Here is a 24,399-nt window from a genome sequence, read left to right on the forward strand (position 1 = left end):
AAGTCAGCTTTCGGCCAATTGAAAACGAATTAAAGCTGAAGGCCGATGCCTGATAGCTAAAAGCTAAAAGCTAATAATAATATGAAACTAATCCGTTACGGTGAGCCTAGCCGTGAGAAAATAGGTGTACAGATAGAAGAAAAAAACTACGATGTATCCGCTTTCGGCGGTGATTTTAACGAGCAGTTCTTTGAAGAAAATGGATTGGCTCGCTTAGAAGAGTTTATAAAGGCAAATAAGGAAACCTTAGTGGAGGTCCCGGAAGGAACGCGACTGGGCAGCCCGATTGCCAGGCCATCAAAAATTGTCTGTATTGGTTTGAACTATCGCGATCATGCAGAAGAAACCAATGCGAAGATTCCTGCCGAACCCATCATATTTATGAAATCGACCACTTCAATGGTTGGACCAAATGATGCGATCGTTATACCGAAAGGTTCTACTAAAACGGACTGGGAGGTCGAATTTGGTATTGTCATTGGAAAGAAAGCGAGTTACGTAGAAGAGACAGCAGCCATGGATTATGTTGCTGGTTATGTATTACATAATGATGTCTCTGAAAGAGAATATCAATTAGAGCGCGGTGGAACATGGGATAAGGGAAAAGGATGCGATACCTTTGCTCCTATAGGTCCTTTTTTGGCGACCCAAGATGAGATAAGCGATATAAATAATGTCCGTTTATGGCTCAGTGTTAATGGTAAAGTTGTTCAAGATGGCAATACTAAGAATCTAATTTTTAAAGTACCATTCATTGTTTCGTATATTAGCCAGTTTATGACCTTATTGCCTGGAGATGTTATCTCTACAGGAACACCGGCAGGAGTGGGGCTTGGATTTAATCCACCCGTATACTTAAAGCCTGGGGACATAGTGGAGCTGGGAGCTGAAGGTCTAGGCACCTCTAAACAAGTAGTAAAAGCTTATGAAGCGCATTGATTCGCATCAACATTTTTGGAATTATAACGCTGTGAAAGATGCTTGGATAACAGACGACATGGCCGCTATCCAGCGTGACTTTTTACCTACGGATTTGGAAGGCCTTTTGCAAGCCAATGAAGTCGATGCTTGCGTAGCTGTACAAGCTGATCAGTCTGAACAGGAGACTAACTTTTTGCTGAATCTGGCAAAACAGTTCTCGTTCATTAAAGGTGTAGTAGGCTGGGTCGACTTGAAAAATGCACATATCGAAGAGCGTTTGGCTCATTATAGTCTGTTTCCCAAATTGAAAGGATTCAGGCATATTTTGCAAGGAGAGCCCGACCCTCACTTTATGTTGAGTCCATCCTTTATCCGAGGTGTGGCAGCATTGCACAAATTTGGATTTAGTTATGATATATTGGTTAAACCTAAGCAATTACCTGCTGTCATTAAGTTCCTTACGCATTTCGATAGCGAACAACGCTTTGTAATCGATCATTTAGCTAAGCCTTACATCGCTGCTAAAAAGACAGAACCTTGGGCAACCGAGATGGCCCTATTAGCGCGTCATAACAACTTATATTGCAAGCTGTCGGGCATGGTGACCGAAGCGAATTGGAAGCACTGGAAGATGGATGATTTTTCATTTTATATCAATCATCTCTTGGATACGTTTGGCCCTTCCAGACTTATGTTCGGTTCCGATTGGCCGGTTTGCCTGGTGGCGGCCCAATATGAACAGGTTGTAAGTTTATTAGATAAGCATCTCGGATCGCTAACATTAGCGGAGCAAGAATCGATATGGTATAAAAACGCAGAGGAATTTTACAGACTTTAATTAGCTGTCGGCTATCGGATATCAGCCATCAGCTAATTTCGCTGAGCAGAAAGCTGAAAACCGAAAGCTGATAGCTCAAAGCTACAATAAATGGACTTAAAACTTAAAGATAAAATCATCATTGTAACAGGGGGAGCGAAAGGTATTGGCCGAAGTATAGCGGTGACCTTAGCAAAGGAAGGGGCTGTACCGGTTATTATTGGTAGAAAAAAGCCCGACAATGATACCGTTGTGGATGAAATTATTGCGCAGGGTGGACGGGCTTTCGGTGTGGAAGCCGAATTAACCCAAGCAGAGGCCTGTAAGAATGCTGTGGAGCAGACCTTAAGGAAGTTCGGTAGAATTGATGGGCTGGTAAACAATGCCGGACTGAACGATGGAGTCGGTTTAGAGAGTGGAAATTACGAGTTGTTTTTGAAAGGACTTCATAATAGTTTAGTACATTATTATCTTATGGCGCATTATGCGCTACCTTCACTCAAAGAGCATAAAGGGGTGATTCTGAACATTAGCTCAAAAACGGCCGAAACCGGACAGGGAGGAACATCCGCCTATGCGGCTTCCAATGGAGCAAGGAATGCACTGACGCGGGAATGGGCTGTCGAACTATTGCCTTATCATATTCGAGTCAACGCCATCGTCGTAGCAGAATGTGCCACACCTCAATATGATAGCTGGATACAAACCTTAGACAATCCAGAGGAAACGCTTAGACAAATAACAAGCAGAATCCCACTGGAAAATCGAATGACTACCTCTGAAGAAATTGCAGCCATGGCTGTATTTTTATTATCGCCCCAGTCTTCCCATACAACGGGGCAATTAATCCATGTAGACGGCGGTTATGTGCATCTCGATCGCGCCGTAGGCGCCGGAATTTAAAGATCGCTTTTACTAACTGAAATAGGAAATGAGGAAATTGGTAATTGGGGAGCGGTTAACCGCTCCCTTTACTATTTTATTACTTCTCTGCTATTTACTCTATTCGAGACAAATAGACGAATCATTGATACAATTTGTAGAACAATAAATTTGTTTGCTTAACCGATTAAGCTTAATATTGTATCATTATAAGCCAAATATTTTTCTTCTTACTAATCTCCTTGATGCGGTCACAGAAGCAATTTGCTTAAACGTTTAAAGGGAGACTTGCTAATAAAATTACGATAAACAGAATTAGAAACGGGGATATTTAAAACACATTTGTTTAATCGATTAAGCTAATGAAAAACTTATGATACAATCATTCAACTCAGGTTAAGCTCCTATCGAAAGTTTGAGCTTGCGCCCGATAGGAGCGAATAACGAACCAATTAGAAAACTTAACTCATTATGCTAATGAATTTTTTACAACGACTCGCAGCATGGCGCTGTAGAGGAGAGACTCTTTTGCCTATACCTTTTATACGAGCGTTAGGTGTAGGCACATTGCTCATTTACCTGATCGGTGCACAAACTTTCGAAGCGCATGCCCGTCAGCAAACCCGAAAAATCATTGGTCGTGTACTAGATGAAGCGGGGGAACGGTTGGCCGGTGTTAGTGTGTCCGTAAAGGGCATCGCTGCCAGCACGCAAACCGATTCCTTGGGACGTTTTGAAATGGATGTGCCCATTAACACAACGCATTTGCTATTTACATATGTCGGAAAAGAGGTTTTAGAATTAACGTTGACGAGTGTTCGTGAGTATACGGTTACCTTAAGCGATGATGCGCAAGCACTCGAAGAGGTGGTTGTTTCAACTGGTTACATGACCCAAAAGAAAGCGGATTTAACAGGAGCTGTCAGCTTGATAAAAAGAGCAGATTTTACGAAAACGCCCAGCGCCAATGTGATGCGCTCCCTCCAAGGTAAAATTCCGGGCGTCCGGATCACAACCGATGGTAACCCGGCCGAAAACGTAGGTATCCAGGTTCGCGGAGTTACTTCCTTCAATTCTGCGCCGGCGTTGATCGTACTTGATGGACAACCGGTAAATATCAATCTTCGGGATATCAATCCTAATGATATTGAATCGATTCAGATCTTGAAAGACGCGTCATCCGCTTCTATTTATGGTGCGCGTGCAGCTGGAGGTGTTATTCTGGTAAACACAAGGAAAGGACAAAAAGGAGGTACACAGATCACCTATGAAGGTTATGTCGGAACATCTAAGATTACCGGTGTACCAAAAATGCTCGATGCCGTTGGTTATGGGCGTGGCCTATGGCAAGCTACTGTTAATGATGGGGATGATCCGTCTACTGCGATACGGATTTATGATTACGATTGGAACTATGATAACAATGGTGTCCCGGTACTAAACAGTGTAACACCAATTCCGTGGTTAAATGCGGCTCAAACAATGCCTTCATCAAACACAAATTGGTTTAAGGAAGGGACGAGGGAGGGGATTCAAACCAATCACCAGTTGACAATAACGGGGGGAGGTGAAAAATCGACTAGCCTCTTTTCTTTGAATTATTATAACAACGAAGGTACACAGCTTACTTCATATTTTAAACGTTTGGCAGGACGCTTTAATAACGAATACCAATTACTCAACGGACGGGTGACGATCGGCGAAAATTTAACGCTTACCCATCTGCGTTTTCGGGATGTCAGCCGAACTTACGAATTTTTAGTTATGCCTCCGAACATTCCGGTGTACGATAACAACGGAGCTTGGGGTGGTGTAGCTATGCCGTTAGGCATGGATGACTTTAATAACCCAATCCGTGACCTAATGCTTAATAAAGATAACATTGGAAATTTTATGAAGGTTTTGGGAACTGCCTATGCTAATGTGAAAATATTAGATAACCTGAACTTTAAAACACAATATGGTGTCGATTACAGTATGTGGTATGATCGAAATATCCAGCGGAAGTGGGAAGAGGCAGGAGGCAAAAGCAGCAGTTTAAATGGGGTTCGACAAAACAACTGGCACGATATCGGTCAAACCTGGACCAATACCTTAGTCTATAACTTGGAGTTGAATAACAATCGCTTCGATATCTTAGGAGGTATTGAAACCTATAAATTTACCAATGAAAGTGTAAATGTATATCGCGAAGGGATTCTGCTGGAAGACCGAGCTTATGCCTATCTATCTACTGCTACGGGAGAAAGAAGGGACCTCGCGGGAGGAGGAAACGAACGGCGTATTTTGTCCTTCTTTGGAAAAATCAACTATGCTTATAAATCCAAATATCTGCTGTCGGCCACTTTTAGACGTGATGGCGCCTCCGTTTTTGGAGAGAATAATCGATATGGTAACTTCCCGGCTTTTTCAGCGGGATGGAGATTAAAAGATGAAGCATTTTTGAAACAAGCTGATTTTTTATCAGATTTGAAACTCCGCGCCAGCTGGGGTAAAAATGGTAACTCACAACCTGTTTTAACGGGGAGATTCACCGATATTTATGTTCCGGATGTGAATGGCACCTCCTATGCAATAGGCGGGAATCCCTCAGGTAATATTCCATCGGGTTACAGAAGGAGTAGTTTGGGGAATCCTGACCTCAAATGGGAAACAACAACGCAGACCAATATAGGGGTCGACTATGCGTTTCTTGATAATCGCTTATCGGGGTCCTTTGATTGGTTTACCAAAAAGACCACGGATATGCTTTTTGAACCGCCTTACATTGCAGCCTTGGGAGAAGGAGGTTACCGGTGGGTGAATGGAGCCAATATGACCAACAAAGGTTTCGAATTTTTGCTCAGCTGGGGGGAAACAAGAAATGACTTTTCATACACGATCACAGGGAATCTTTCGGCCTATAAAAATGAAGTGCACGATGTACCGGCAAATGTTCGCTTTGCTTATGGTGGAAATGGCTTAACGGATGATATTATTGGTCGGCCGTTAAACTCGTTATACGGATTGGTAGCCGATGGTATTTTCAAAACCCAAGAAGAAGTTGATAATGCGCCACAACAGCAAGGAAAAGGGGTCGGTAGGATTCGCTATAAGGATCTCGATGGTGACGGCGTGATTAACGAAATTTATGATCGTACATGGATTGCGATTACCGATCCTGATTTAATGGCGGGCTTAAATTTCGAGGCGCGTTACAAAAATTTCGATATAACCTTTTTCCTTCAAGGCGTATTTGGGAATGATGTTCGTAATACATGGAAAGAACTAAGCGATTTCTGGAATATTGGGGTTCAGAATGACCGGAATCATCCCAGTCGCATACTAGACGCGTGGACACCTCATAACCCGGACTCAGACATCCCTGCTTTATCCAGGCGTGACGCGAATGGAGAAAAAAGGTTATCAACCTACTTTATTGAAAACGGATCTTATATCAAGTTGCGAACATTAGATATCGGCTATACATTCCCTCAAAAGTGGATGGATTCTTGGCACTTAAGCAGACTTCGACTTTACGTATCAGGTCAAAACTTGTTTACGCTGAAGAAAACTTGGGGAGATGACCGGTTTACAGGGGGAGACCCCGAAAATCCGGGTTTTGGTTACCCAATGCCAAGAACATTATTTGTAGGCGTTAATGTGACATTCTAATCTTATTATGATGAAAACAGTTCAATTGTATATAACCCTGACTTTACTGATCTTATCAGCGGGATGTCAGAAATTTTTAGAGGTAGACACTAAGGGTGTTTTATCGCAAAGTCAAGCGGAAGACCCTGCTCAAATAGAAAGTTTTGTAGTGGCCGCCTATTCACATATGTCTTCATTGGGATTTGCAGACACACACAATCCCTGGATTCAATCTGTTCGTTCAGATGACGCTTATAAGGGAGGTGGTGGTTTGAGTGATCAAACACCGTGGTACGAAATGGAAACCTTTACCGGTGTAACACCAAACGTCGGCAATAACGACGGTCCTTGGTACCGCGGTTATGTTGGGATTAGCCGAGCAAACATTGCTTTGCGTTTACTGAATGCGGTAGACGCGTCCACGTTTCCAAATAAGGATCAGCGAATCGCAGAAATGAAATTTCTACGCGGATGGATCTACCTTGGTATGAAACTAAGATGGAAATATGTGCCCATAATTGACGAGAACACACCTTCTGACGCAGTAGTGGTAGAAGGTATTTCGAATCGACCGGATGGCATGGCGAATGATTTGCCTTTATGGGATTGGATTATTCAAAATTTCGAAGATGCGGCAGCTATTTTGCCTGAGACCCAAGCTGAAAAAGGTCGACCAACAAAATATGCGGCACACGCGCTAGCTGCAAAGGCCTTGCTTTTTAGAGCATACGAACAAAACGATCGGCATCAAGTGATTAACATTAACAAGGAAACGCTGCAGAGAGCATTGGACCACTTAGATGTAATTATGGCTGTAGACGGGGCTGTTTATGATTTACAAGCGGACTTTGGAGATAATTTTATGATTGAATTCGATAACGCTACCAAGGAGGCGCTTTGGGAGATACAATATTCCATTGATGACGGCACAACGGATGGTCATATCAATCGAGGTAATGAGCTCAATGCTCCCTGGTGGGCGCCATACTTTACCTGCTGCGACTTCAATAAAGTTTCACATACAATGATCAATGCTTTTAAAACAGACGAAACGGGTTTACCTGATTTCCAGAACTACAACAATACGGAAATGAAAGGCAATACCTATGTTGAATTTTTTAAAAGTCATGAATTTGATCCACGATTAAGCCATACAGCTGCTATACCAGGCTATCCCTGGAAATACGATAATAATTTATTGTATCAAGAATCAGGGTCACGCGCCCCTTTCCAATATGGCTACTTCAACTCCATGAAAGAACAGGTTCATCCCGATTGCGACTGTATTTTTCGGCCATTTTATGTAATGAATTCGATGAATGAAAAAGTTATCCGCTACTCCGAAGTTTTACTGTGGAAGGCCGAGGTGCTTATCCAGCTCGATCGCTTTAATGAAGCATTGCCATTGATTAATCGTATACGCCAACGAGCCGCGAACAGTACACAGCGCTTGCATAAACCAGATGGTTCTTTGTGGATGGATTATAAAGTGGAAACGTATAAACCTGGGGTAAACGTGACCTGGACAAAAGAGTTCGCTTGGCAGGCTTTGATGTGGGAAAACAGATTGGAATTTTCCATGGAGGGGCGGCGCTTTTTTGATTTGATGCGATGGGGACAGTTAGAACCTGTTATGAATGCTTTTATTAATAAAGAGAAAACGCGATTTGATTGGTATAATCAAGGGCGCTTTACCGCAGGTAGAGATGAATTTTTGCCGATCCCCCAAGCGCAGATGAATTGGTCTAAAGGTAGTTATAAACAAAATCCCGGCTATTAAACTATCATATTATGAAAATAGTACTTATATATATATTCTCGCTGTCCGCGCTCTTTTTTACCGGTTGTAACGATCGCGATATGCTGGAAAGAAAAGATGGAGTAAGTTTACCTGCCGTTGAAGGATTAACTATGCAGCGAGTAGATGATAAGCATGTTCGCTTAACATGGAATATTCCAGACAATATTCCAAACGAGATAGAACTACCGGTCAACGTTTTTGTTGAAGTTAAGGAAATCGTTAACGTGACTAAAACACTTCCTGTTTTCAATACGACATTGTCAAACGCACCTTCAGAATTCATTTATGAAATTCCCGATATTGCTAAAACTTACCATATAACCATTAAGCTAAACGGTTCGACAAAAGTAAAAGATGTAAACTATTCAAGTAATATCTATTCTTTAGGCCAAACGGCGGTTATTGCCGAAGGTCAGTGAGACGGATTGTTGAAGAAATGATAAAAAATAAATGGCTTTTATTTGTTTGTTTAAACGATTAAGCTTACTATTGTAAAACCAAAATGAAGATAACCGGCAATCGGTTTCCAATTATTAAACTAATGCTTTTATGAACCTTAAGAAAAATATGATGAAAAAATTTCTGGCAGCGCTAATCGGTCTTTTCATTTATTCATTTACGTACGCACAGCAACAGGGTGCATTCAATGGTCTCGACATGAACATGGGCACGCTGTCCAAGTTATCGGATGCCAAAACCCGTTCAATTAGTCCCGAAAATTTTTCCGGTGCTAAAGGAAAGGGCGGTATGGCAGATCCGGTTAAGCAGGCAGGTCAGCGAAATGTAGCAAATTCGGCCTCTCAGGCACGTGACTTAGGTCTTGGTTGGAAAGTGAATCCTTATATTACCATCAATGGAGGCGAGACCTTCACGATTGCTGAAATGGAAGGTCCCGGGGCGGTGCAACATATCTGGATGACACCTACAGGCAATTGGAGTTACTCTATTATCCGTTTCTATTGGGATGATGAAACGGAGCCCTCTATTGAAGCTCCGGTTGGTGCTTTTTTCGGAATGGCTTGGAACGAATTCGCTCCGTTGAGCTCTATGGCAGTCACGGTGAATCCGGGTAGTGCCTTTAATTGTTATTGGAAGATGCCGTTCCGAAAAAAATGTAGAATTACGGTTGAAAATATTAACAGCGAGCCCATGAACCTGTATTATCAGGTAGATTATACATTAACAGATGTGGGGGAAGAGGAGGCTTATTTACATGCACAATACCGCCGTTCAAATCCAAATTCAACTTCGCTTCACACCATTTTAGATGGCGTCAAAGGAAAAGGTCATTATGTAGGTACCTACATGGGCGTAGGCGTAAACAATAACGGCTGGTGGGGTGAAGGCGAGATTAAGTTCTTTATGGATGGCGATAAAGACTTCGCTACTATTGTAGGTACGGGTACCGAGGATTACTTCTGCGGTTCTTACAATTTTGAAAATAAGAAAACACATCAATATCAGGAATACTGCACGCCCTTCGCCGGTTTGCATCAGGTGATCCGTCCAGACGGTGTCTATCAAGCGCAACAACGCTTTGGCATGTATCGCTGGCACATTATGGACCCAATCCGCTTCGATAGTGATCTGAAGGTGACGATTCAAGACTTAGGATGGCGTTCCGAGGGACGATATTTACCGCAAAAATCGGATATTATTACCGTTGCTTTCTGGTATCAACGCGAGCCCCATGCTCGTTTCCCGAAATTACCAGCGAAAAACGATTTGGAAGTTAACTAAGATGAAAAGAATGAAGCAGCGTATTATTGTCTCAAGCATACTGGCTCTTTTTAGTGTTGCTTGCAGTCAATCGTCAAAAAAATCAGATAAACAAGCAACGATAGCCTCTAAAGAAATGACAACCTATAAACCTGGCTCGTTCGGTTATGATATTGCCTTTTTATCTAAACGGGATAGTGTTATTGTGCTTAAAGATGTGCACGGAGATGCGCAGGTGGTAGTCTCGCCCAAATATCAAGCAAAGGTATTTACCAGTACGGCAGATGGAGAAAGGGGTAGAAGTTTTGGCTGGATCAACTACGCTGCTTTTGATAAGAAAGATGAGCACATGAATGCTTACGGAGGCGAAGATAGGTTATGGTTGGGGCCGGAAGGCGGGAAGTTCTCTTTGTTCTTTGAACCGAAAAGCACAATGGAGTTTGCTAATTGGCATACTCCGTCGGCAGTAGATACAGAGCCCTGGGAAGTCAGCGCTTCCAATGATAGAGAGGTAACGCTTCATAAGCAGACTGCGATTACGAATTATGCCGGTACTGAGCTACAGATCCAACTTTCGAGAAACATCGAAATTCTTGAAAAAAAGGATATCGAGCAAGTACTGGGACTTTCTTGGAGTGAAAGCATAAAAACAGTAGGTTTTCGAACAACTAATAAAATCCTTAATCAAGGTGACAAAGCTTGGGATAAGCAAAGTGGCGCACCTTGTCTATGGAGCTTAGATATGTTCACTCCGACGCCTCAAACCGTCATTATAATTCCGTTTGAGAAGGAAGTTAAGGGTAAAATTGCTACTACGGATTATTTCGGAGAGATATCAAAGGACAGACTGATCACAAAGGATAGCGTGCTGTTGTTTAAGGCTGATGGAAAATCGCGAGGGAAGCTCGGCATACCTCCTCAACGCGTTAAGCCAATTGCAGGCAGCTATGCTGCGGACACGAAAGTGTTAACCATCACTTATTTCGATATTTACCCGAAAGCAACTTATCTCAACCAAGAGTGGACACCGGATAAGGACCCCTTTACCGGCGATGCAATGAATGCTTATAATGATGGTCCGTTAGCAGACGGCAGTCAGATGGGGCCTTTTTATGAAATTGAAAGCGTATCACCGGCTGCTTTTTTAAAGCCTAAAGAAGAATTGACACATCACCATTATGTCTTTCATTTTACCGGCGAGGAAGAGGACTTAGATGCCATCGCTCGCAAAGCACTTGGGATTTCATTGAAGGAAGCGAAAATTAATTAGCCAATTGATCAATTAGCCGATTAGCCAATGTAGGTTTAAAAGAGACGACATAAGACACCTGCCTGCCTGCAGGTAAGTAATAAGATATAAGACTTTATACGAAAGGCAAAAGGTTTAAGGAAGAAGGCTTATAATGATATCTTGATACCTGATACTTAATACTTATGTCTTAATACTTGATACTAATATATATAAACAAATGAACAACTATCCCAAAATAGGAATTAGGCCCATTATCGACGGGCGCTTAGGAGGTATCCGCGAATCATTGGAAGAAACGACTATGAATATGGCGCAGGATGTGGCTGCTTTATTTCAGTCAGAGTTGCGTTACCCTGACGGAAGTCCGGTGCAATGTGTGATTGCCGATACTTGCATCGGCGGCGTAAGGGAGGCCGCCGATTGTGCACAAAAGTTCGAAGCCGAAAATGTCGGTGTTTCTTTGTCTGTAACACCTTGCTGGTGTTATGGTTCAGAAACCATGGATATGAATCCCTTGTTGCCGAAAGCAATTTGGGGTTTCAATGGGACAGAACGCCCTGGTGCGGTGTATTTGGCAGCTACCCTTGCGGCCCACAACCAAAAGGGACTTCCAGCTTTTGGTATCTATGGCGAGGATGTACAAGATATGGGAGATCGCTTTATTCCGGATGATGTAAAAGAAAAACTGTTGAGCTTTGCACGCGCGGGTTTAGCAGTAGCCATCATGCGCGGAAAATCGTATTTAGCCATTGGTTCGGTTTCTATGGGCATAGTGGGATCAATCGTTGATGCTGACTTTTTTCAGAATTATTTAGGCATGCGTAATGAATACGTTGATTCGTCAGAAGTGCTACGCAGAATTCAACTGAATTTGTTTGATCAGGATGAATATGAACGGGCGCTAGCTTGGACAAAAAAATACTGTAAAGAAGGTGAGGATTTTAATCAATCTCATAAAGTAAAATCGCGCGCCGAAAAAGATAACGATTGGGAATTTGTAGTGAAAATGACCCTTATTATCCGCGACCTCATGATCGGGAACAAAAAGTTAAAGGATATGGGGTATGCTGAAGAGGCACACGGGCATCATGCCTTGGTATCGGGCTTCCAAGGGCAACGCCAATGGACCGATTTCCTGCCGAACGGCGATTTTTCAGAAGCATTGCTGAATTCTTCCTTCGATTGGAATGGCAAACGTGCCCCCTTTATAGTAGCTACCGAAAACGATTCGTTGAACGGGGTGTCCATGCTGTTTAATTACTTATTGACAAATAAAGCGCAGATTTTTGCCGATGTCCGAACCTTTTGGAGCCCGGATGCGGTTGAGCGTGTTTCAGGTTGGCGGCCTACAGGTGTTGCTCAACACGGCTTTATCCATTTAATTAACTCCGGAGCCGCTACGCTGGATGGCACCGGTAAACAGAAAAACGAAGGAGAGCCTGTGATGAAACCACATTGGGAAATTAGCGATGAAGAAGTGGAAGCTTGCTTAGCAGCGACCACTTGGCATCCGGCAAATCTTGATTATTTTAGAGGTGGAGGCTATTCATCGAAATTTTTGACGGAAGGCGGTATGCCGGTTACGATGTGTCGTTTAAATCTGGTGAAAGGTGTAGGACCGGTATTGCAACTGGCCGAAGGGTGGACTGTCGAGCTTCCGGAAAATGTGAATAGGTTACTGGATGAACGGACGGATCGTACTTGGCCAACCACCTGGTTTGTGCCGAAAACCACGGGAGAAGGCGCGTTTCGTGACGTTTATAGTGTAATGGCTGCTTGGGGCTCCAACCACGGCGCGATTAGTCATGGACATATCGGTGCCGATCTATTAACGTTGGCATCCATGCTTCGGATCCCTGTTTGTATGCATAACGTTGAATCCCCTCGCATTTTTAGACCCAGCGCCTGGAATGCCTTTGGTATGGACCATGAAGGTGCTGATTACCGTGCCTGTGCCAGTTATGGACCACTATATAAATAAGCCATGTTTATGAATAAAAAAACAACAGGGTCGCTTTTCCGAACCAAGGATGGTATAAACTACCTCGTTCCTTTTATGTTTATCTGCAGTCTTTTTTTGCTATGGGGCTTTGCTCATGGTTTATTGGACGTGCTGGATAAGCACTTTCAGGATACGCTACAGGTTTCTAAGGCGCAATCCGGATTTGTCCAATTTTCCCTTTATATCGGTTACTTGGCAATGGCCGTCCCTGCGGGCATTTTTATGAAACGTTACGGATATCAAAAGGGAATTATTCTGGGACTAACCCTTTTTGGGATAGGAGCGTTTTTGTTTTATCCGGCAGCAAAATTTGAGGCTTTTATTCCCTTTTTGCTAGCCTTATTTGTAATTGCTTGCGGACTGGCCTGTTTGGAAACAGCCGCGAATCCCTATTCTACGGTGTTAGGCTCGCAAGAGGAGGAGTTTGCAGCACGGCGTATCAATATTTCCCAGTCGTTCAACGGACTAGGGTGGATTTTAGGGCCTTTGATGGGTGGTTTGTTTATTTTCGGTGCCGAACAACAGGACGGCGCCGAAAAATTTGATTCGCTGGTAAAACCGTATATGGGCATCGGCTGTGTGGTTGTAGTGGTCGCTGTTATTTTTATGTTGATTAAATTACCCGATATTGAGGAAAAAAGCGAAGAAGAGTCTGAAGAGAACCCGAAAATGGGCCGACTGCTAAAACATCCTGCCTTTATTGCTGCAGTAATTGCTCAGTTTCTTTATGTTGCCGCCCAAACAGGTGTTAATTCTTTCTTCATTAACTACGTAACGGAAGAAATTCCGAACGTAACAGGCCCGGTCGCTAACATGATGCAACACTTAGGTTATTTTGGAGAGGTCTTTATGCCGAAGAATGCGGAGCAGGCAGCCTCCGTAATTCTTGCAATCGGAGGCATGGGCTTATTCTGGATAGGGAGAATATCCGGGGCGTATCTTATGAAATTTCTAAAACCTAAAAAATTGCTGGCTATTTATGCGCTTATTAATACAGCCTTAATGGTTTTCGTACAGTTAGCATTAGGTTGGGGCTCTGTTATCGCCTTATTTAGCTGCTACTTCTTTATGTCTGTCATGTTCCCCACTATTTTTGCTTTAGGAATCCACGGCTTGGGGTCGCTTACAAAAAAAGCATCCTCTTTTCTTGTTATGGCAGTAGCAGGAGGAGCCTTTTGTCCACCTATTATGGGCGTAGTTGCCGATCATTCAAGTATGTCTGTAGCGTTTTTCATTCCGATGCTATGTTTTGCGTTCATTGCTTGGTACGCGATCTGGGGGGTCGGCAAAATAGAACATGATAATGAGATTATCTTGCATCATCATTAGTTAATTAGCTGATTAGCCAATTTGTTAATTAGCCAATGATAAAAAACAATTTGTTGGCGTCTTCCTGCTTGATACTTACCTGCCAGCCGGTAGGCAGGTGTCTGGCCACTAACAACAAATAACCAATAACGAACAACAAATAACCAATGGCCTATAGCCTACTGCTTATGGCATAAAGCTGAAGAAATGAATTCCAATTACTGTATAGGTGTAGATTTTGGCACGGATTCCGTGCGCGCGCTCATTGTTGATGCGCAATCCGGGGAAGAGATAGCTGCCGCCGTACACCCTTATCCACGTTGGCGAGACGGTTTGTATTGCAATCCTATTCGTAATCAATTTCGTCAACATCCCAAAGATTATATAGAAGGCTTAGAACAAACCATTAAGGCTTGTCTGAAACAGGCGGGCAGCGTGGTGCGTGCTAATATTCGGGCCATTTCGGTAGACACGACAGGGTCGACACCTGTTGCAGTGGATGCTGCCGGTACGCCGCTAGCCCTTTTGCCGGGCTTTGCCGATAATCCCAATGCCATGTTTGTTCTTTGGAAGGATCATACCGCGGTAGCGGAGGCTGCTGCTATAAATGCTTTAGCAAAAAAATTTAATATCGATTATTTGAAGTATGTGGGTGGAATATATTCCTCTGAATGGTTTTGGGCTAAACTACTCCATGTAGTGAAGTCCGATGAAGCGGTGTATAAGGCATGTTATACTTGGGTTGAACATTGCGATTGGATGCCTTTTTTACTAACAGGTGGAAAGCACGCTGATCAAATCAAAAGAGGGATCTGCACAGCGGGACATAAAGGGCTCTGGTCAAGTGAGTATGATGGATTACCTTCTGATGATTTTTTTGCGACACTTGATCCTCGTTTGATGAAGGTGGTAAAAACTTATCCCAAAAGGGTTTATACTGCTGACCAACTGGCCGGAAGCCTAAGTGAGGAATGGGCTGATCGTCTGGGTTTATCCACACAGGTTTTAATCGGTGTTGGGGCAATGGATGCGCATATGGGGGCTGTAGGAGGGCAGATAGAACCTTATTTTTTAAGTAAGGTGATGGGAACTTCTACTTGTGATATGTTAATCGTGCCGCCCCATGAATTGGGACATCGGGTTGTAAGAGGAATCTGCGGACAGGTAAACGGCTCGATCATCCCGGGGATGATTGGCTTGGAGGCCGGACAATCTGCTTTTGGGGATGTATATGCTTGGTTTAAACAACTGCTTTTATGGCCTGTACAACATTTGTCCAACTCCAATTCTGCAGACCCAATCTTAACGCGCCAGCTGTATGCTCGTTTACAGGACCAATTATTGGACGGACTTGCAAATGAAGCTGCTAAACTAACTTTCGACGAATCGAGCGAATTGGCGGTTGACTGGTTAAATGGGCGAAGGACACCGGACGCAAATCAGCAATTGAAAGGTCTTGTTAGTGGCTTAACTTTAGGAAGCAGCGCCCCTAGTATATATCGTTCATTGGTTGAAGCAACCTGTTTTGGTGCACGTAAGATAGTAGAACGATTTCAAGAAGAAGGCATTCCGGTAAAGGGGCTAATTGGTGTAGGGGGGATCGCTCAAAAATCGCCCTTCATTATGCAAATGTTAGCTGATATTCTAGGAATGCCACTTAAAGTGCATCGATCGGAGCAAACCTGTGCACTTGGCGCTGCTATGTTCGCGGCGACCGTAGCGGATATTTATCCTTCTGTGGAAAAAGCGATGGAAGCGATGGGGCCGGGATTTGATCGTGTCTACCATCCGAATATAACATATACCGAATTGTACGAAAAGCGTTATCAGCGATATAATCAGTTGGGCGTTTGTATAGAAAAGGCTTAACAGCCAGTTTTAAACCTAAAAATATGAATTATGCAACAGAAAAAAGATCGGCGGAACTTTCTTCGTAATCTCGCATTGGGAGGAGTTGCCGTAGGTGCGGCACCTTCAACGCTCTTTGCCTCTACCAATGAAAGCCCTATAGAAAAGGAACAGCAAAGCTGTAGACAATTCACGAAGGAGGAGCATGACCGAGTATTCAACGGACCATATGTTGGTCATCACCTCGATAAGATTGCTTTTCCCATTGGTGGAATCGGTGCCGGTATGTTCTGTTTGGAAGGCTCCGGCGCAATTTCGCACGTCTCCATCCGTCATAAACCGGAGCTGTTTCATGAACCTACCATTTTTGGCGCTGTAGCCATTAAAGGTCGAGCAAACAGTGCGAAAGTGTTGGAAGGACCGGTGCCAGACTGGAAGCTTTTTGGCTATAAGGATTATGGTGGCGGTAGTGGTGGTACAACTTATGGCCTACCTCACTTCGAGCAAGCTGAATTTTTAGCACGGTTTCCTTTTGCGGAGATCCAGCTACGTGATGATAAGTTTCCGTTACAAGTACGACTGGAGGCGTGGAGTCCTTTCGTTCCTTCTGATGCCGATAATTCGAGCCTGCCGGTTGGTGCTTTAACGTACCGATTCATTAATACTTCACAAGAAAACCTCGAAGCTGTTTTTTCTTTCAACAGCCGAAACTTTGTAGTTCAACCGGAAGGAGAGGGATCGATAAAGAAAATACAAAATGGCTTCCTCCTATCGCAGGCTAAAACAGCGGGTAAAAATAATTTAGCGACCGACTTTGCCGTTTTTGCAGATACCGGGGACGAGGTAATTGTTGATTATTGCTGGTTCAGAGGAGGCTGGTTTGATCCCCTAACCATGGTGTGGAATACCATTAAGGATGCCAATGTAAAAGCGGTAGATCCTATTGACAAGGATGCACCTGGAGCTTCCCTCTTTATTCCTTTTCAATTAGGGGCGAATGAAGAGAAGGAAATCCGAATCCTTATGGCATGGTATGTGCCCGAATCAAATGAGAAAGCAGGGCAAGCCATGCCAGACGACAAAACAGGCAAAGAAGCTTGTTGCACTACACCGGCCGCCTTAGGTATGGGGGAAGATAAGCCGATTCCTACAAATTATAAACCTTGGTATAGCCAAAGATTTAAGCATATGGAGGAGCTGGTTGACTATTGGAAAACCAATTACACAACACTTTATAAAAACACGGCCTTATTTCGGGATACCTTTTATGCTTCCACTTTACCGCCTGAAGTATTGGAGGCAGTAGCTGCTAATTTAAGCATTTTGAAAACGCCGACCGTAAGAAGACAGCACGACGGTCGTCTTTGGGCCTACGAGGGAATCTTTCCGCATAACGGTTGCTGTGACGGGTCTTGTACGCATGTATGGAACTATGCGCAAGCATTGCCTCATCTGTTCCCCTCCTTGGAAAGAAGCTTACGACTCACGGAATTTTGTGAAAATCAAAATGCAGAAGGGCATCAGGGCTTTCGAGCTAATTTGCCGATCAGTCCGTTGAAACACGATTTTCACGCTGCGGCTGATGGCCAATTGGGCGGGATTATGAAAGTTTATCGAGATTGGCGAATATCGGGTGATGATGAGTGGATGAAAAAGCTTTACCCGATGGTACAAAAGAGTTTGGACTATTGCATTCAAACTTGGGATCCCAACGGCAAAGGGATCTTGGAAGAACCGCATCATAATACCTATGATATCGAATTTTGGGGCCCAAATGGTATGTGCACAAGCTTTTATTTAGGAGCACTGAAGGCACTGATCGAAATGGGGCGCTATCAAAGGAAAAATATGAAACGTTACGAGACTTTGTATGATAGCGGAAGGGCCTATATGGAAGATCAGCTGTATAATGGCGAATATTTTATTCAAAAGATACAATGGACAGGTTTGAAGGCCCCGGATCCAACCAAAGCGCAATCCTTTCATACACAGTATACACCCGAGGCCATCGAAATATTGAAAAAAGAGGGGCCAAAGTATCAATATGGTACAGGCTGCCTTTCGGATGGTGTAATCGGTGCTTGGATGGCGGCGATGTGCGGATTGGAAAATCCATTAGACCAAGAAAAGGTAAACAGCCATTTACGAGCGGTGCATCAATACAATCTCAAAAACGATTTAACAGATCATATCAACCCACAGCGACCGACTTATGCGATGGGACATGAAGGTGGTTTGTTGCTCTGTACTTGGCCTAAAGGAGGCATGCTTTCCCTGCCTTTCGTGTATAGTAATGAGGTGTGGACAGGTATCGAGTATCAAGTAGCTTCGCACTTGATGCAGATCGGTGAAACTGATAAAGGACTTGAGATTATCAGCGCTTGCAGAAAGCGGTATGATGGACGTATAAGAAACCCATTTAATGAATACGAATGTGGAAGTTGGTATGCCAGAGCAATGGCGAGTTATGCTTGTTTACAGGCAATGACGGGAGTGCGCTACGATGCAGTGGACAAAGTGCTTTATATTGATTCCAAAATCGGTGATTTCTCTTCTTTCTTGTCTACAGACAAAGGCTTTGGATTGGTGAGTTTAAAAAATGGTCAGGCAAAGTTGGACGTTGTTTATGGTGAAATACCAGCGAAAGAAATTTCACTATCAGGTAAAAAAGTGAGACTTGGTTAAAATAAAGGCATATGCATTTAAATCTTTTAAGCGGTTTTTTGGGCAGTGGGAAAACTACGGCTATTAACCATGCATGCAAATTATTGCAGATGCAAGGATTTAGAGTAGGTGTTATTACAAACGATCAGGGAACGGAATTAGTAGACACCCAATTTATGGCTCGAGAAGGCATCCTCACTGAGGAAGTGACAGGAAGCTGCTTCTGTTGCAACTTCGAGTCGTTTACTCGTAATATGAATCAGCTGCTTGAGCAGCATCAGGTTGATTTGATTTTTGCAGAGTCGGTTGGTTCTTGCACGGATTTGATTTCGACGATTCTCAATCCTTTACGTCGATACTATGGTGAAATCAAAATAACCTTATCTGTTTTCGCCGATGCGAAGCTTTTGCCTATAGCCTTGGGACATTCCCGAATTTTTAAAGATAGTGTAAATTACATTTATAAGCGTCAACTGGAGGAGGCCGACTTGCTGATCATCAACAAAGTAGACCTTTTAGAGCCAACTGAATTAGCTGTTTTGGATTCGTTGATCAAAAAAGAATTTCCCGATAAGCAGGTGGTTTTTCAAAGCTCCTTACAGCGTGAATCTATTCTGAATTGGTTGCAGAAAACGGAAACATATGAGCATTTTAAGGAAAGAAGATCACTTTTCATTGATTATGATATATATGGGAAAGGTGAGGCAGCCCTGACTTGGCTTGATTACAAGTTAGAGTTGGTTTCTTTGGAGGGGCGTGCGGGTCTCGCTGCTGAGCTATTGATTAGCATGTTAAACAGGATGATTCGCGAGCGCAATTTGCCTATAGGACACCTGAAATTTTTAATCGAAGGAGGAGAAGAGAGTCAGAAATTAAGTTTTACTACCATGGAAACAGCGGATTTTCGTATACAACTATCAGGCAAGCTTGACAAGCTTCGGATGCTTATAAATGCACGCGTCCAATGTCGGCCTAAATCGTTACAAGGTATTGTCGATAAAGCTTTACAGCGGGTTGCAAAACAGAACGGTGTAAAAATAGCCTTGCTGAAGACAAGTATATTTGTTCCTGGATATCCTAGACCTACACATCGAATCATTACCTAGATCATTATTGATTAGTAAGAAATCCTTATGAAGATAAAAAGAAATACGGTGGTGAGCTTGCGCTATAGAATGTCAAATAGCAAGGGTGAAATTCTTGAAGATTTGATGAATGGCCCGGCCATTGAATATCTCTATGGAGATGGAAAGATTGATCCACAATTAGAGCAGGAGCTGGCGGGTTTACAAAAAGGAGATCAAAAGAAAATTACGCTCGAAAAGAATGTAGGGAAAGGTCTTGATGATAGTTTTGAGCTGGAAGTGATTATCGATACGGTCCGCTTGGCTAATAAGGCGGAAATTGCAAGCGGCCTGCATGAGAAACTAGTCAACTGCGACGAAGACTGTGTTTGCTATAAATCATAAAATAATGAAGTCTTTTATTTTTTTCCTTACGTTTTTCTGTTTGCTGCATATTTCATTAAATGCGCAAGATCGTTGGATTAGACCGAATGATGTACACGATGTGGCGAAATGGGGAATCCGGCAAGGCATTGTTTTCAGTTTATGGCCCTACGGTCTCGAAGATGCGCATGCGATTTACGGTGGTGGTCCTAGGGGATTGATACGTGTTGGCGTTGAGCGAAGTGGAAAAATTTATCTACTTAATTTTTTAGCTATTGAACCACTTGTAGATGGAAAGATCGAATTTAGCGAAATATCGCCTTCATCAGTTGATAACCGCTGGGGGAAGATAATGTGGGCAAGCGATCGTGCGGAGCCGACAGCATTTTATCCCACGGCTAATTGCCGTGGTGTTATTAGTCACCCTGATGAAGCTCGTCCCGAGTTGGAGGAATTGTCTATTTATGTATTCCTGGAAAAATATCACTCGGGGGCGCATCCCTACTTAAAACTCTCGATTCGAAGTGATCGACCGGATGAATTGGCTATTCAGTTATTCAATCGGGAGGATAGTAAGCAAATGGATTATTGCAATATCACAGCGACGATGGGAAACTATGCACGACTACGATCGCTACATTTAAAAGAAGGCGCGATTGATTCCCGAGTGCTCTATAAAGGCTATAATGGAATAGATTTTATCGAAAAGGAAAGCTATCCAGCGAGCAGCATGCTCCGTAGTCTTGACGGAAGTTATTTCGCATTTGCAACCGGTAATGAAGATATACAAGCCTTAAAAGCTTGGCCGGTTGATTCCTTGGCGAAAAGCAAATTGGGCTGGAGGTATCGCCCACCCCTGAAGTTTACGCAATACTGGCGTAGCGAACAAAACAATGGAAGTGATAATCGTTTAATGGTAAGAGTGAACGGCAGGTATCGTTATTGGAGCGGTGGAAGTCGGGATTCTACCCATTACATGAAAATCCCGGGAGGGGCAGCCTTTGAAAATTTTGAACTGCGCCAACCTTATCAATCCGGTCAAAAGATATTTTTTGGAATATCAGAACGCACACCTCAGGAAATTTTGGACAGGTTTTAGTCCCGTTGTTGAAGACAATAATTAATTGGAATTTGAGATTTAATCGTTTAAACAGTAACTTGCGAACTAAATCTTCTGATAAGATTCTTTAAGCTAAATCATTATTCACGCCATTATATGAATAAAAAAGTTTCGTTAAAGGACATTGCCAAGGCTGTAGGAGTTTCTACCGCTTTAGTTTCTTATGTACTTAATAATAAGGAAAAAGAAGCGAGAGTAGGCAAAGAAATAGCCGAAGTGATTCGTAAAAAGGCAATGGAAATGAATTATCAGCCAAATCAGTTGGCGAAAAGCTTGAAGAGTGGAAAGTCATTTACGATCGGATTGATATTGGCGGATATTTCCAACCCCTTTTTTGCAAATATCGCCCGCACTATAGAAGATGAGGCAAAAAAATATAATTATACCGTTATCTTCGGTAGCTCAGATGAAAATGCTGAAAAATCCCGAGATTTAATTGAAGTATTGATTGAAAGGCAAGTTGATGGGTTTATTATAGCACCCACAGAACGAACGGAGTCACAGATAGAGAGCTTAAAAAAAGCCAATATCCCTTTTGTCTTGATTGACCGGTATTTTCCCAAAATTCAAACCAATTATGTGATTACCGATAATTTTGGAGCTGCCTACAGGGCAACAAAGCATTTAATTGATGCCGGTTTCGAACGGATCGGTATGATAGCTTATAAAAATGGGCTTATTCATATGAAAGAACGGGTAAGGGGATATAAACAGGCAGTTAAAGATGCTGCATATGGAAAAGCCTTATTAAAAGAAGTTACTTATGAAATGGGTGAAGGCGAAATACAGGATAAAATTGACGAATTAATTAACGGAAAGCAAAAAATTGATGCGTTGTTTTTTGCTACCAACACACTTTCCATTCATGGCCTGAAATATTTAAACCGCAAAAAGCTAAGAGTACCGGACGATGTGGCCGTGGTCTGCTTTGACGAGTGTGACGCATTTGATTTTTTTTATTGTCCGCTAACTTATGTGAAACAGCCTTTAGTAGAGGTAGGACAACAGGCTGTCAATATTTTACTCAAGAAGATTAATAATCCGGAAAAAGAGGAAGAACAGGTTTCTTTAGCGTCTGATTTTGTTATTAAAAAGTCAAGTGCCAAGTGACAGGTCTCAAAAGTTTAGGGATTGGTCTCCAAATTCTTCGGCTACATCTACTTCTTCGCTAAATGCTTACGAAGCTTACTAATTTAGCTTGTGATCAGGAAATTGACGACTCAATAAGCGGCCTCGTCATAAACAAAAGGAGGAGTAACATGAAGGCTCACATAGAAAGAAAAATCATACGTTGGATACACATTATATTAAGTATTCCAATACTCGGCTACATTTACGGGCCGGTGGCAGCACTAACATATCCGGCTTTAGCCGTAAAGTTTGTATTCTTACCCATCATTATTCTTTCGGGATTCTGGCTTTGGAAAGGGAGTCTTGTCAAAAAGTGGATACGCAAAAGTGCCGATCGTAAGCGGGTGCTAAAATAACTCAATACTATGCTAATATAGTTTGATTGAATCTGCTTTGGGATGTGTATTTATGCATAAACCAAAAATTATATTATGAGAACCCTTCTATTAAATCTACTATTCATTGGATATCTTGGAGTTTCGATTGCGAGCGGACAAGGCAGCACTGAAACGCCTGCATGGGCGAAAGAAAGTCAAGAGCATAAAGATCAGCGTCTGGCTTGGTGGAGGCACGATCGCTTTGGGATGTTCATCCATTGGGGATTATATGCTGTACCGGCAAGACATGAGTGGGTACAGCAGATAGAACAACGGAGTACTGAAGAATATAAGGACAAGTACTTCAATATATTCGATCCGGATTTATACAACCCAAAAGAGTGGGCAGCGTATGCAAAAGAAGCTGGGATGAAATATATTGTACTCACCGCAAGGCATCATGAGGGTTTTAGCTTATGGGATACCAAGGTAAGTGATTACAAAGCACCGAACACGCCTGCAAAAAGAGATCTTTTGAAGCCTTTCGTCGAGGCTTGTCGCGAGGCCGGCTTAAAGGTTGGCTTTTACTATTCGCTAATCGATTGGCACCATCCGGATTTTAAGGTGGACGGTACGCATGCTTTGCGCAATAACAAGGAGGCCCGCGAGAGCAACAGTAAGCGTGATATGAGTAAGTATCGGCAATTTATGAAAGACCAGATTACCGAGTTGCTTACTAACTATGGAAAGATCGATCTTTTGTTCTATGATTTCTCCTATCCAGGTCCGGATGGTAAGGGACATGATGACTGGGACAGCGAAGGGATTTTAAAGCTGACCCGCAAACTACAACCCGAAATTATCGTGAACGACCGATTAGATCTAAACGATACGGATTGGGGCTGGGATTACAAAACACCGGAGCAGTTTATGCCAAGCAAATGGCCGGAGGTGAATGGTAAAAGAGTGCCGTGGGAAACCTGCCAAACGTTTTCCGGTTCGTGGGGCTATCACCGCGACGAAAATACGTGGAAAAGCACCAACCAGCTGATTGCTATGCTGATTGAAGTCGTAAGCAAAGGCGGAAATCTATTGTTAAATGTAGGGCCAACTGCCAGAGGGTATTTCGATGATCGGGCTACTGATCGGTTGGCTGGTATGGGCAAATGGATGAAATACAATAGCCGGTCCATCTATGGATGTACGGCCGCCCCTGAAGCATTTAAAAAACCTGATAACTGTTTTCTGACCTACAATCCAGATACCAAGCGTTTGTACGTCCACCTATTACAATGGCCGTTTAAAACACTGTATTTACCCGACTATAAGGGCAAGGTAAAATATGCGCAGTTTCTGCACGACGGCTCCGAAATTAAGTACACCTCGCGTTCGTCTGCCGCGTCCGGTGCACACACAACAGCAACAGCCGGTGAAAACGATCTCATTGTGGACTTACCGGTGGTGAAACCGAATGTAGAGATCCCGGTTATCGAATTGATCCTCGAATAAAAAAAAGCGACCTTTTGGTCGCTTTTT

General features: G+C 43.0%; 18 protein-coding genes. All 18 read left to right on the forward strand.

Annotated elements, in window-relative coordinates:
* Positions 1 to 81: 81 nt before the first annotated feature.
* The 18 genes from M1D52_RS03620 (at position 82) to M1D52_RS03705 (ending at position 24,372) form a co-directional block, all read left to right on the forward strand.
* Complete coding sequence (locus M1D52_RS03620; RefSeq protein WP_013663928.1) at positions 82 to 939, forward strand: fumarylacetoacetate hydrolase family protein; 858 nt, start codon at positions 82 to 84, stop codon at positions 937 to 939.
* Positions 926 to 1,759: an amidohydrolase family protein gene (locus M1D52_RS03625; protein ID WP_013663927.1), complete on the forward strand. Its 834-nt coding sequence runs from the start codon at positions 926 to 928 to the stop codon at positions 1,757 to 1,759. Before M1D52_RS03620 ends, M1D52_RS03625 begins: the two co-directional genes overlap by 14 nt.
* Positions 1,760 to 1,849: 90 nt before the next feature.
* Complete coding sequence (locus M1D52_RS03630; RefSeq protein WP_437362028.1) at positions 1,850 to 2,641, forward strand: L-fucose dehydrogenase; 792 nt, start codon at positions 1,850 to 1,852, stop codon at positions 2,639 to 2,641.
* Positions 2,642 to 3,097: 456 nt separating this feature from the next.
* Complete coding sequence (locus M1D52_RS03635; protein WP_437394318.1) at positions 3,098 to 6,274, forward strand: SusC/RagA family TonB-linked outer membrane protein; 3,177 nt, start codon at positions 3,098 to 3,100, stop codon at positions 6,272 to 6,274.
* A 7-nt stretch (positions 6,275 to 6,281) separates the two neighbouring features.
* A complete protein-coding gene (locus M1D52_RS03640) occupies positions 6,282 to 8,033 on the forward strand; it encodes a RagB/SusD family nutrient uptake outer membrane protein (RefSeq protein ID WP_437362024.1) in 1,752 nt (583 codons plus the stop codon).
* Positions 8,034 to 8,044: 11 nt separating this feature from the next.
* Positions 8,045 to 8,473, forward strand: coding sequence for a DUF4945 domain-containing protein (locus M1D52_RS03645; protein WP_130858079.1), 429 nt, complete (start codon positions 8,045 to 8,047; stop codon positions 8,471 to 8,473).
* Positions 8,474 to 8,603: 130 nt separating this feature from the next.
* On the forward strand, positions 8,604 to 9,794 hold the full coding sequence (locus M1D52_RS03650; RefSeq protein ID WP_013663922.1) for a glycoside hydrolase family 172 protein: 1,191 nt from the start codon (positions 8,604 to 8,606) through the stop codon (positions 9,792 to 9,794).
* A 10-nt stretch (positions 9,795 to 9,804) separates the two neighbouring features.
* Positions 9,805 to 11,043, forward strand: coding sequence for a DUF6786 family protein (locus tag M1D52_RS03655; protein ID WP_437394317.1), 1,239 nt, complete (start codon positions 9,805 to 9,807; stop codon positions 11,041 to 11,043).
* A gap of 199 nt (positions 11,044 to 11,242) precedes the next feature.
* Positions 11,243 to 13,006 (forward strand): L-fucose isomerase, encoded by a 1,764-nt coding sequence (locus M1D52_RS03660; RefSeq protein ID WP_437394316.1) that lies wholly within the window; start codon positions 11,243 to 11,245, stop codon positions 13,004 to 13,006.
* A gap of 9 nt (positions 13,007 to 13,015) precedes the next feature.
* Positions 13,016 to 14,356, forward strand: a complete 1,341-nt coding sequence (gene fucP / locus M1D52_RS03665) for an L-fucose:H+ symporter permease (protein WP_437394315.1) — start codon at positions 13,016 to 13,018, stop codon at positions 14,354 to 14,356.
* A 186-nt stretch (positions 14,357 to 14,542) separates the two neighbouring features.
* On the forward strand, positions 14,543 to 16,204 hold the full coding sequence (locus M1D52_RS03670) for a ribulokinase (protein WP_437362016.1): 1,662 nt from the start codon (positions 14,543 to 14,545) through the stop codon (positions 16,202 to 16,204).
* Positions 16,205 to 16,234: 30 nt separating this feature from the next.
* The gene (locus tag M1D52_RS03675; RefSeq protein ID WP_437362014.1) at positions 16,235 to 18,868 is read left to right on the forward strand and encodes a GH116 family glycosyl hydrolase; all 2,634 of its coding nucleotides are present in this window, start codon (positions 16,235 to 16,237) and stop codon (positions 18,866 to 18,868) included.
* Between the two features lie 11 nt (positions 18,869 to 18,879).
* Positions 18,880 to 19,953, forward strand: a complete 1,074-nt coding sequence (locus tag M1D52_RS03680; protein ID WP_437362012.1) for a GTP-binding protein — start codon at positions 18,880 to 18,882, stop codon at positions 19,951 to 19,953.
* Between the two features lie 27 nt (positions 19,954 to 19,980).
* On the forward strand, positions 19,981 to 20,316 hold the full coding sequence (locus M1D52_RS03685; RefSeq protein WP_049794939.1) for a peptidylprolyl isomerase: 336 nt from the start codon (positions 19,981 to 19,983) through the stop codon (positions 20,314 to 20,316).
* A gap of 4 nt (positions 20,317 to 20,320) precedes the next feature.
* The gene (locus M1D52_RS03690) at positions 20,321 to 21,394 is read left to right on the forward strand and encodes a hypothetical protein (RefSeq protein ID WP_437394314.1); all 1,074 of its coding nucleotides are present in this window, start codon (positions 20,321 to 20,323) and stop codon (positions 21,392 to 21,394) included.
* A gap of 117 nt (positions 21,395 to 21,511) precedes the next feature.
* Positions 21,512 to 22,525, forward strand: coding sequence for a LacI family DNA-binding transcriptional regulator (locus M1D52_RS03695; RefSeq protein WP_130858071.1), 1,014 nt, complete (start codon positions 21,512 to 21,514; stop codon positions 22,523 to 22,525).
* 149 nt (positions 22,526 to 22,674) lie between these two features.
* On the forward strand, positions 22,675 to 22,902 hold the full coding sequence (locus tag M1D52_RS03700; RefSeq protein WP_013663913.1) for a hypothetical protein: 228 nt from the start codon (positions 22,675 to 22,677) through the stop codon (positions 22,900 to 22,902).
* A 75-nt stretch (positions 22,903 to 22,977) separates the two neighbouring features.
* A complete protein-coding gene (locus M1D52_RS03705) occupies positions 22,978 to 24,372 on the forward strand; it encodes an alpha-L-fucosidase (protein WP_437394313.1) in 1,395 nt (464 codons plus the stop codon).
* Positions 24,373 to 24,399: the final 27 nt, after the last annotated feature.

Source organism: Olivibacter sp. SA151 (genome assembly GCF_054130995.1).

Bases quoted from the DNA above. Each gene is read 5' to 3' on its own strand.
- M1D52_RS03620 (WP_013663928.1), top strand. From the start codon at position 82: ATGAAACTAATCCGTTACGGTGAGCCTAGCCGTGAGAAAATAGGTGTA.
- M1D52_RS03625 (WP_013663927.1), top strand. From the start codon at position 926: ATGAAGCGCATTGATTCGCATCAACATTTTTGGAATTATAACGCTGTG.
- M1D52_RS03630 (WP_437362028.1), top strand. From the start codon at position 1,850: ATGGACTTAAAACTTAAAGATAAAATCATCATTGTAACAGGGGGAGCG.
- M1D52_RS03635 (WP_437394318.1), top strand. From the start codon at position 3,098: ATGAATTTTTTACAACGACTCGCAGCATGGCGCTGTAGAGGAGAGACT.
- M1D52_RS03640 (WP_437362024.1), top strand. From the start codon at position 6,282: ATGATGAAAACAGTTCAATTGTATATAACCCTGACTTTACTGATCTTA.
- M1D52_RS03645 (WP_130858079.1), top strand. From the start codon at position 8,045: ATGAAAATAGTACTTATATATATATTCTCGCTGTCCGCGCTCTTTTTT.
- M1D52_RS03650 (WP_013663922.1), top strand. From the start codon at position 8,604: ATGAACCTTAAGAAAAATATGATGAAAAAATTTCTGGCAGCGCTAATC.
- M1D52_RS03655 (WP_437394317.1), top strand. From the start codon at position 9,805: ATGAAGCAGCGTATTATTGTCTCAAGCATACTGGCTCTTTTTAGTGTT.
- M1D52_RS03660 (WP_437394316.1), top strand. From the start codon at position 11,243: ATGAACAACTATCCCAAAATAGGAATTAGGCCCATTATCGACGGGCGC.
- fucP (WP_437394315.1), top strand. From the start codon at position 13,016: ATGAATAAAAAAACAACAGGGTCGCTTTTCCGAACCAAGGATGGTATA.
- M1D52_RS03670 (WP_437362016.1), top strand. From the start codon at position 14,543: ATGAATTCCAATTACTGTATAGGTGTAGATTTTGGCACGGATTCCGTG.
- M1D52_RS03675 (WP_437362014.1), top strand. From the start codon at position 16,235: ATGCAACAGAAAAAAGATCGGCGGAACTTTCTTCGTAATCTCGCATTG.
- M1D52_RS03680 (WP_437362012.1), top strand. From the start codon at position 18,880: ATGCATTTAAATCTTTTAAGCGGTTTTTTGGGCAGTGGGAAAACTACG.
- M1D52_RS03685 (WP_049794939.1), top strand. From the start codon at position 19,981: ATGAAGATAAAAAGAAATACGGTGGTGAGCTTGCGCTATAGAATGTCA.
- M1D52_RS03690 (WP_437394314.1), top strand. From the start codon at position 20,321: ATGAAGTCTTTTATTTTTTTCCTTACGTTTTTCTGTTTGCTGCATATT.
- M1D52_RS03695 (WP_130858071.1), top strand. From the start codon at position 21,512: ATGAATAAAAAAGTTTCGTTAAAGGACATTGCCAAGGCTGTAGGAGTT.
- M1D52_RS03700 (WP_013663913.1), top strand. From the start codon at position 22,675: ATGAAGGCTCACATAGAAAGAAAAATCATACGTTGGATACACATTATA.
- M1D52_RS03705 (WP_437394313.1), top strand. From the start codon at position 22,978: ATGAGAACCCTTCTATTAAATCTACTATTCATTGGATATCTTGGAGTT.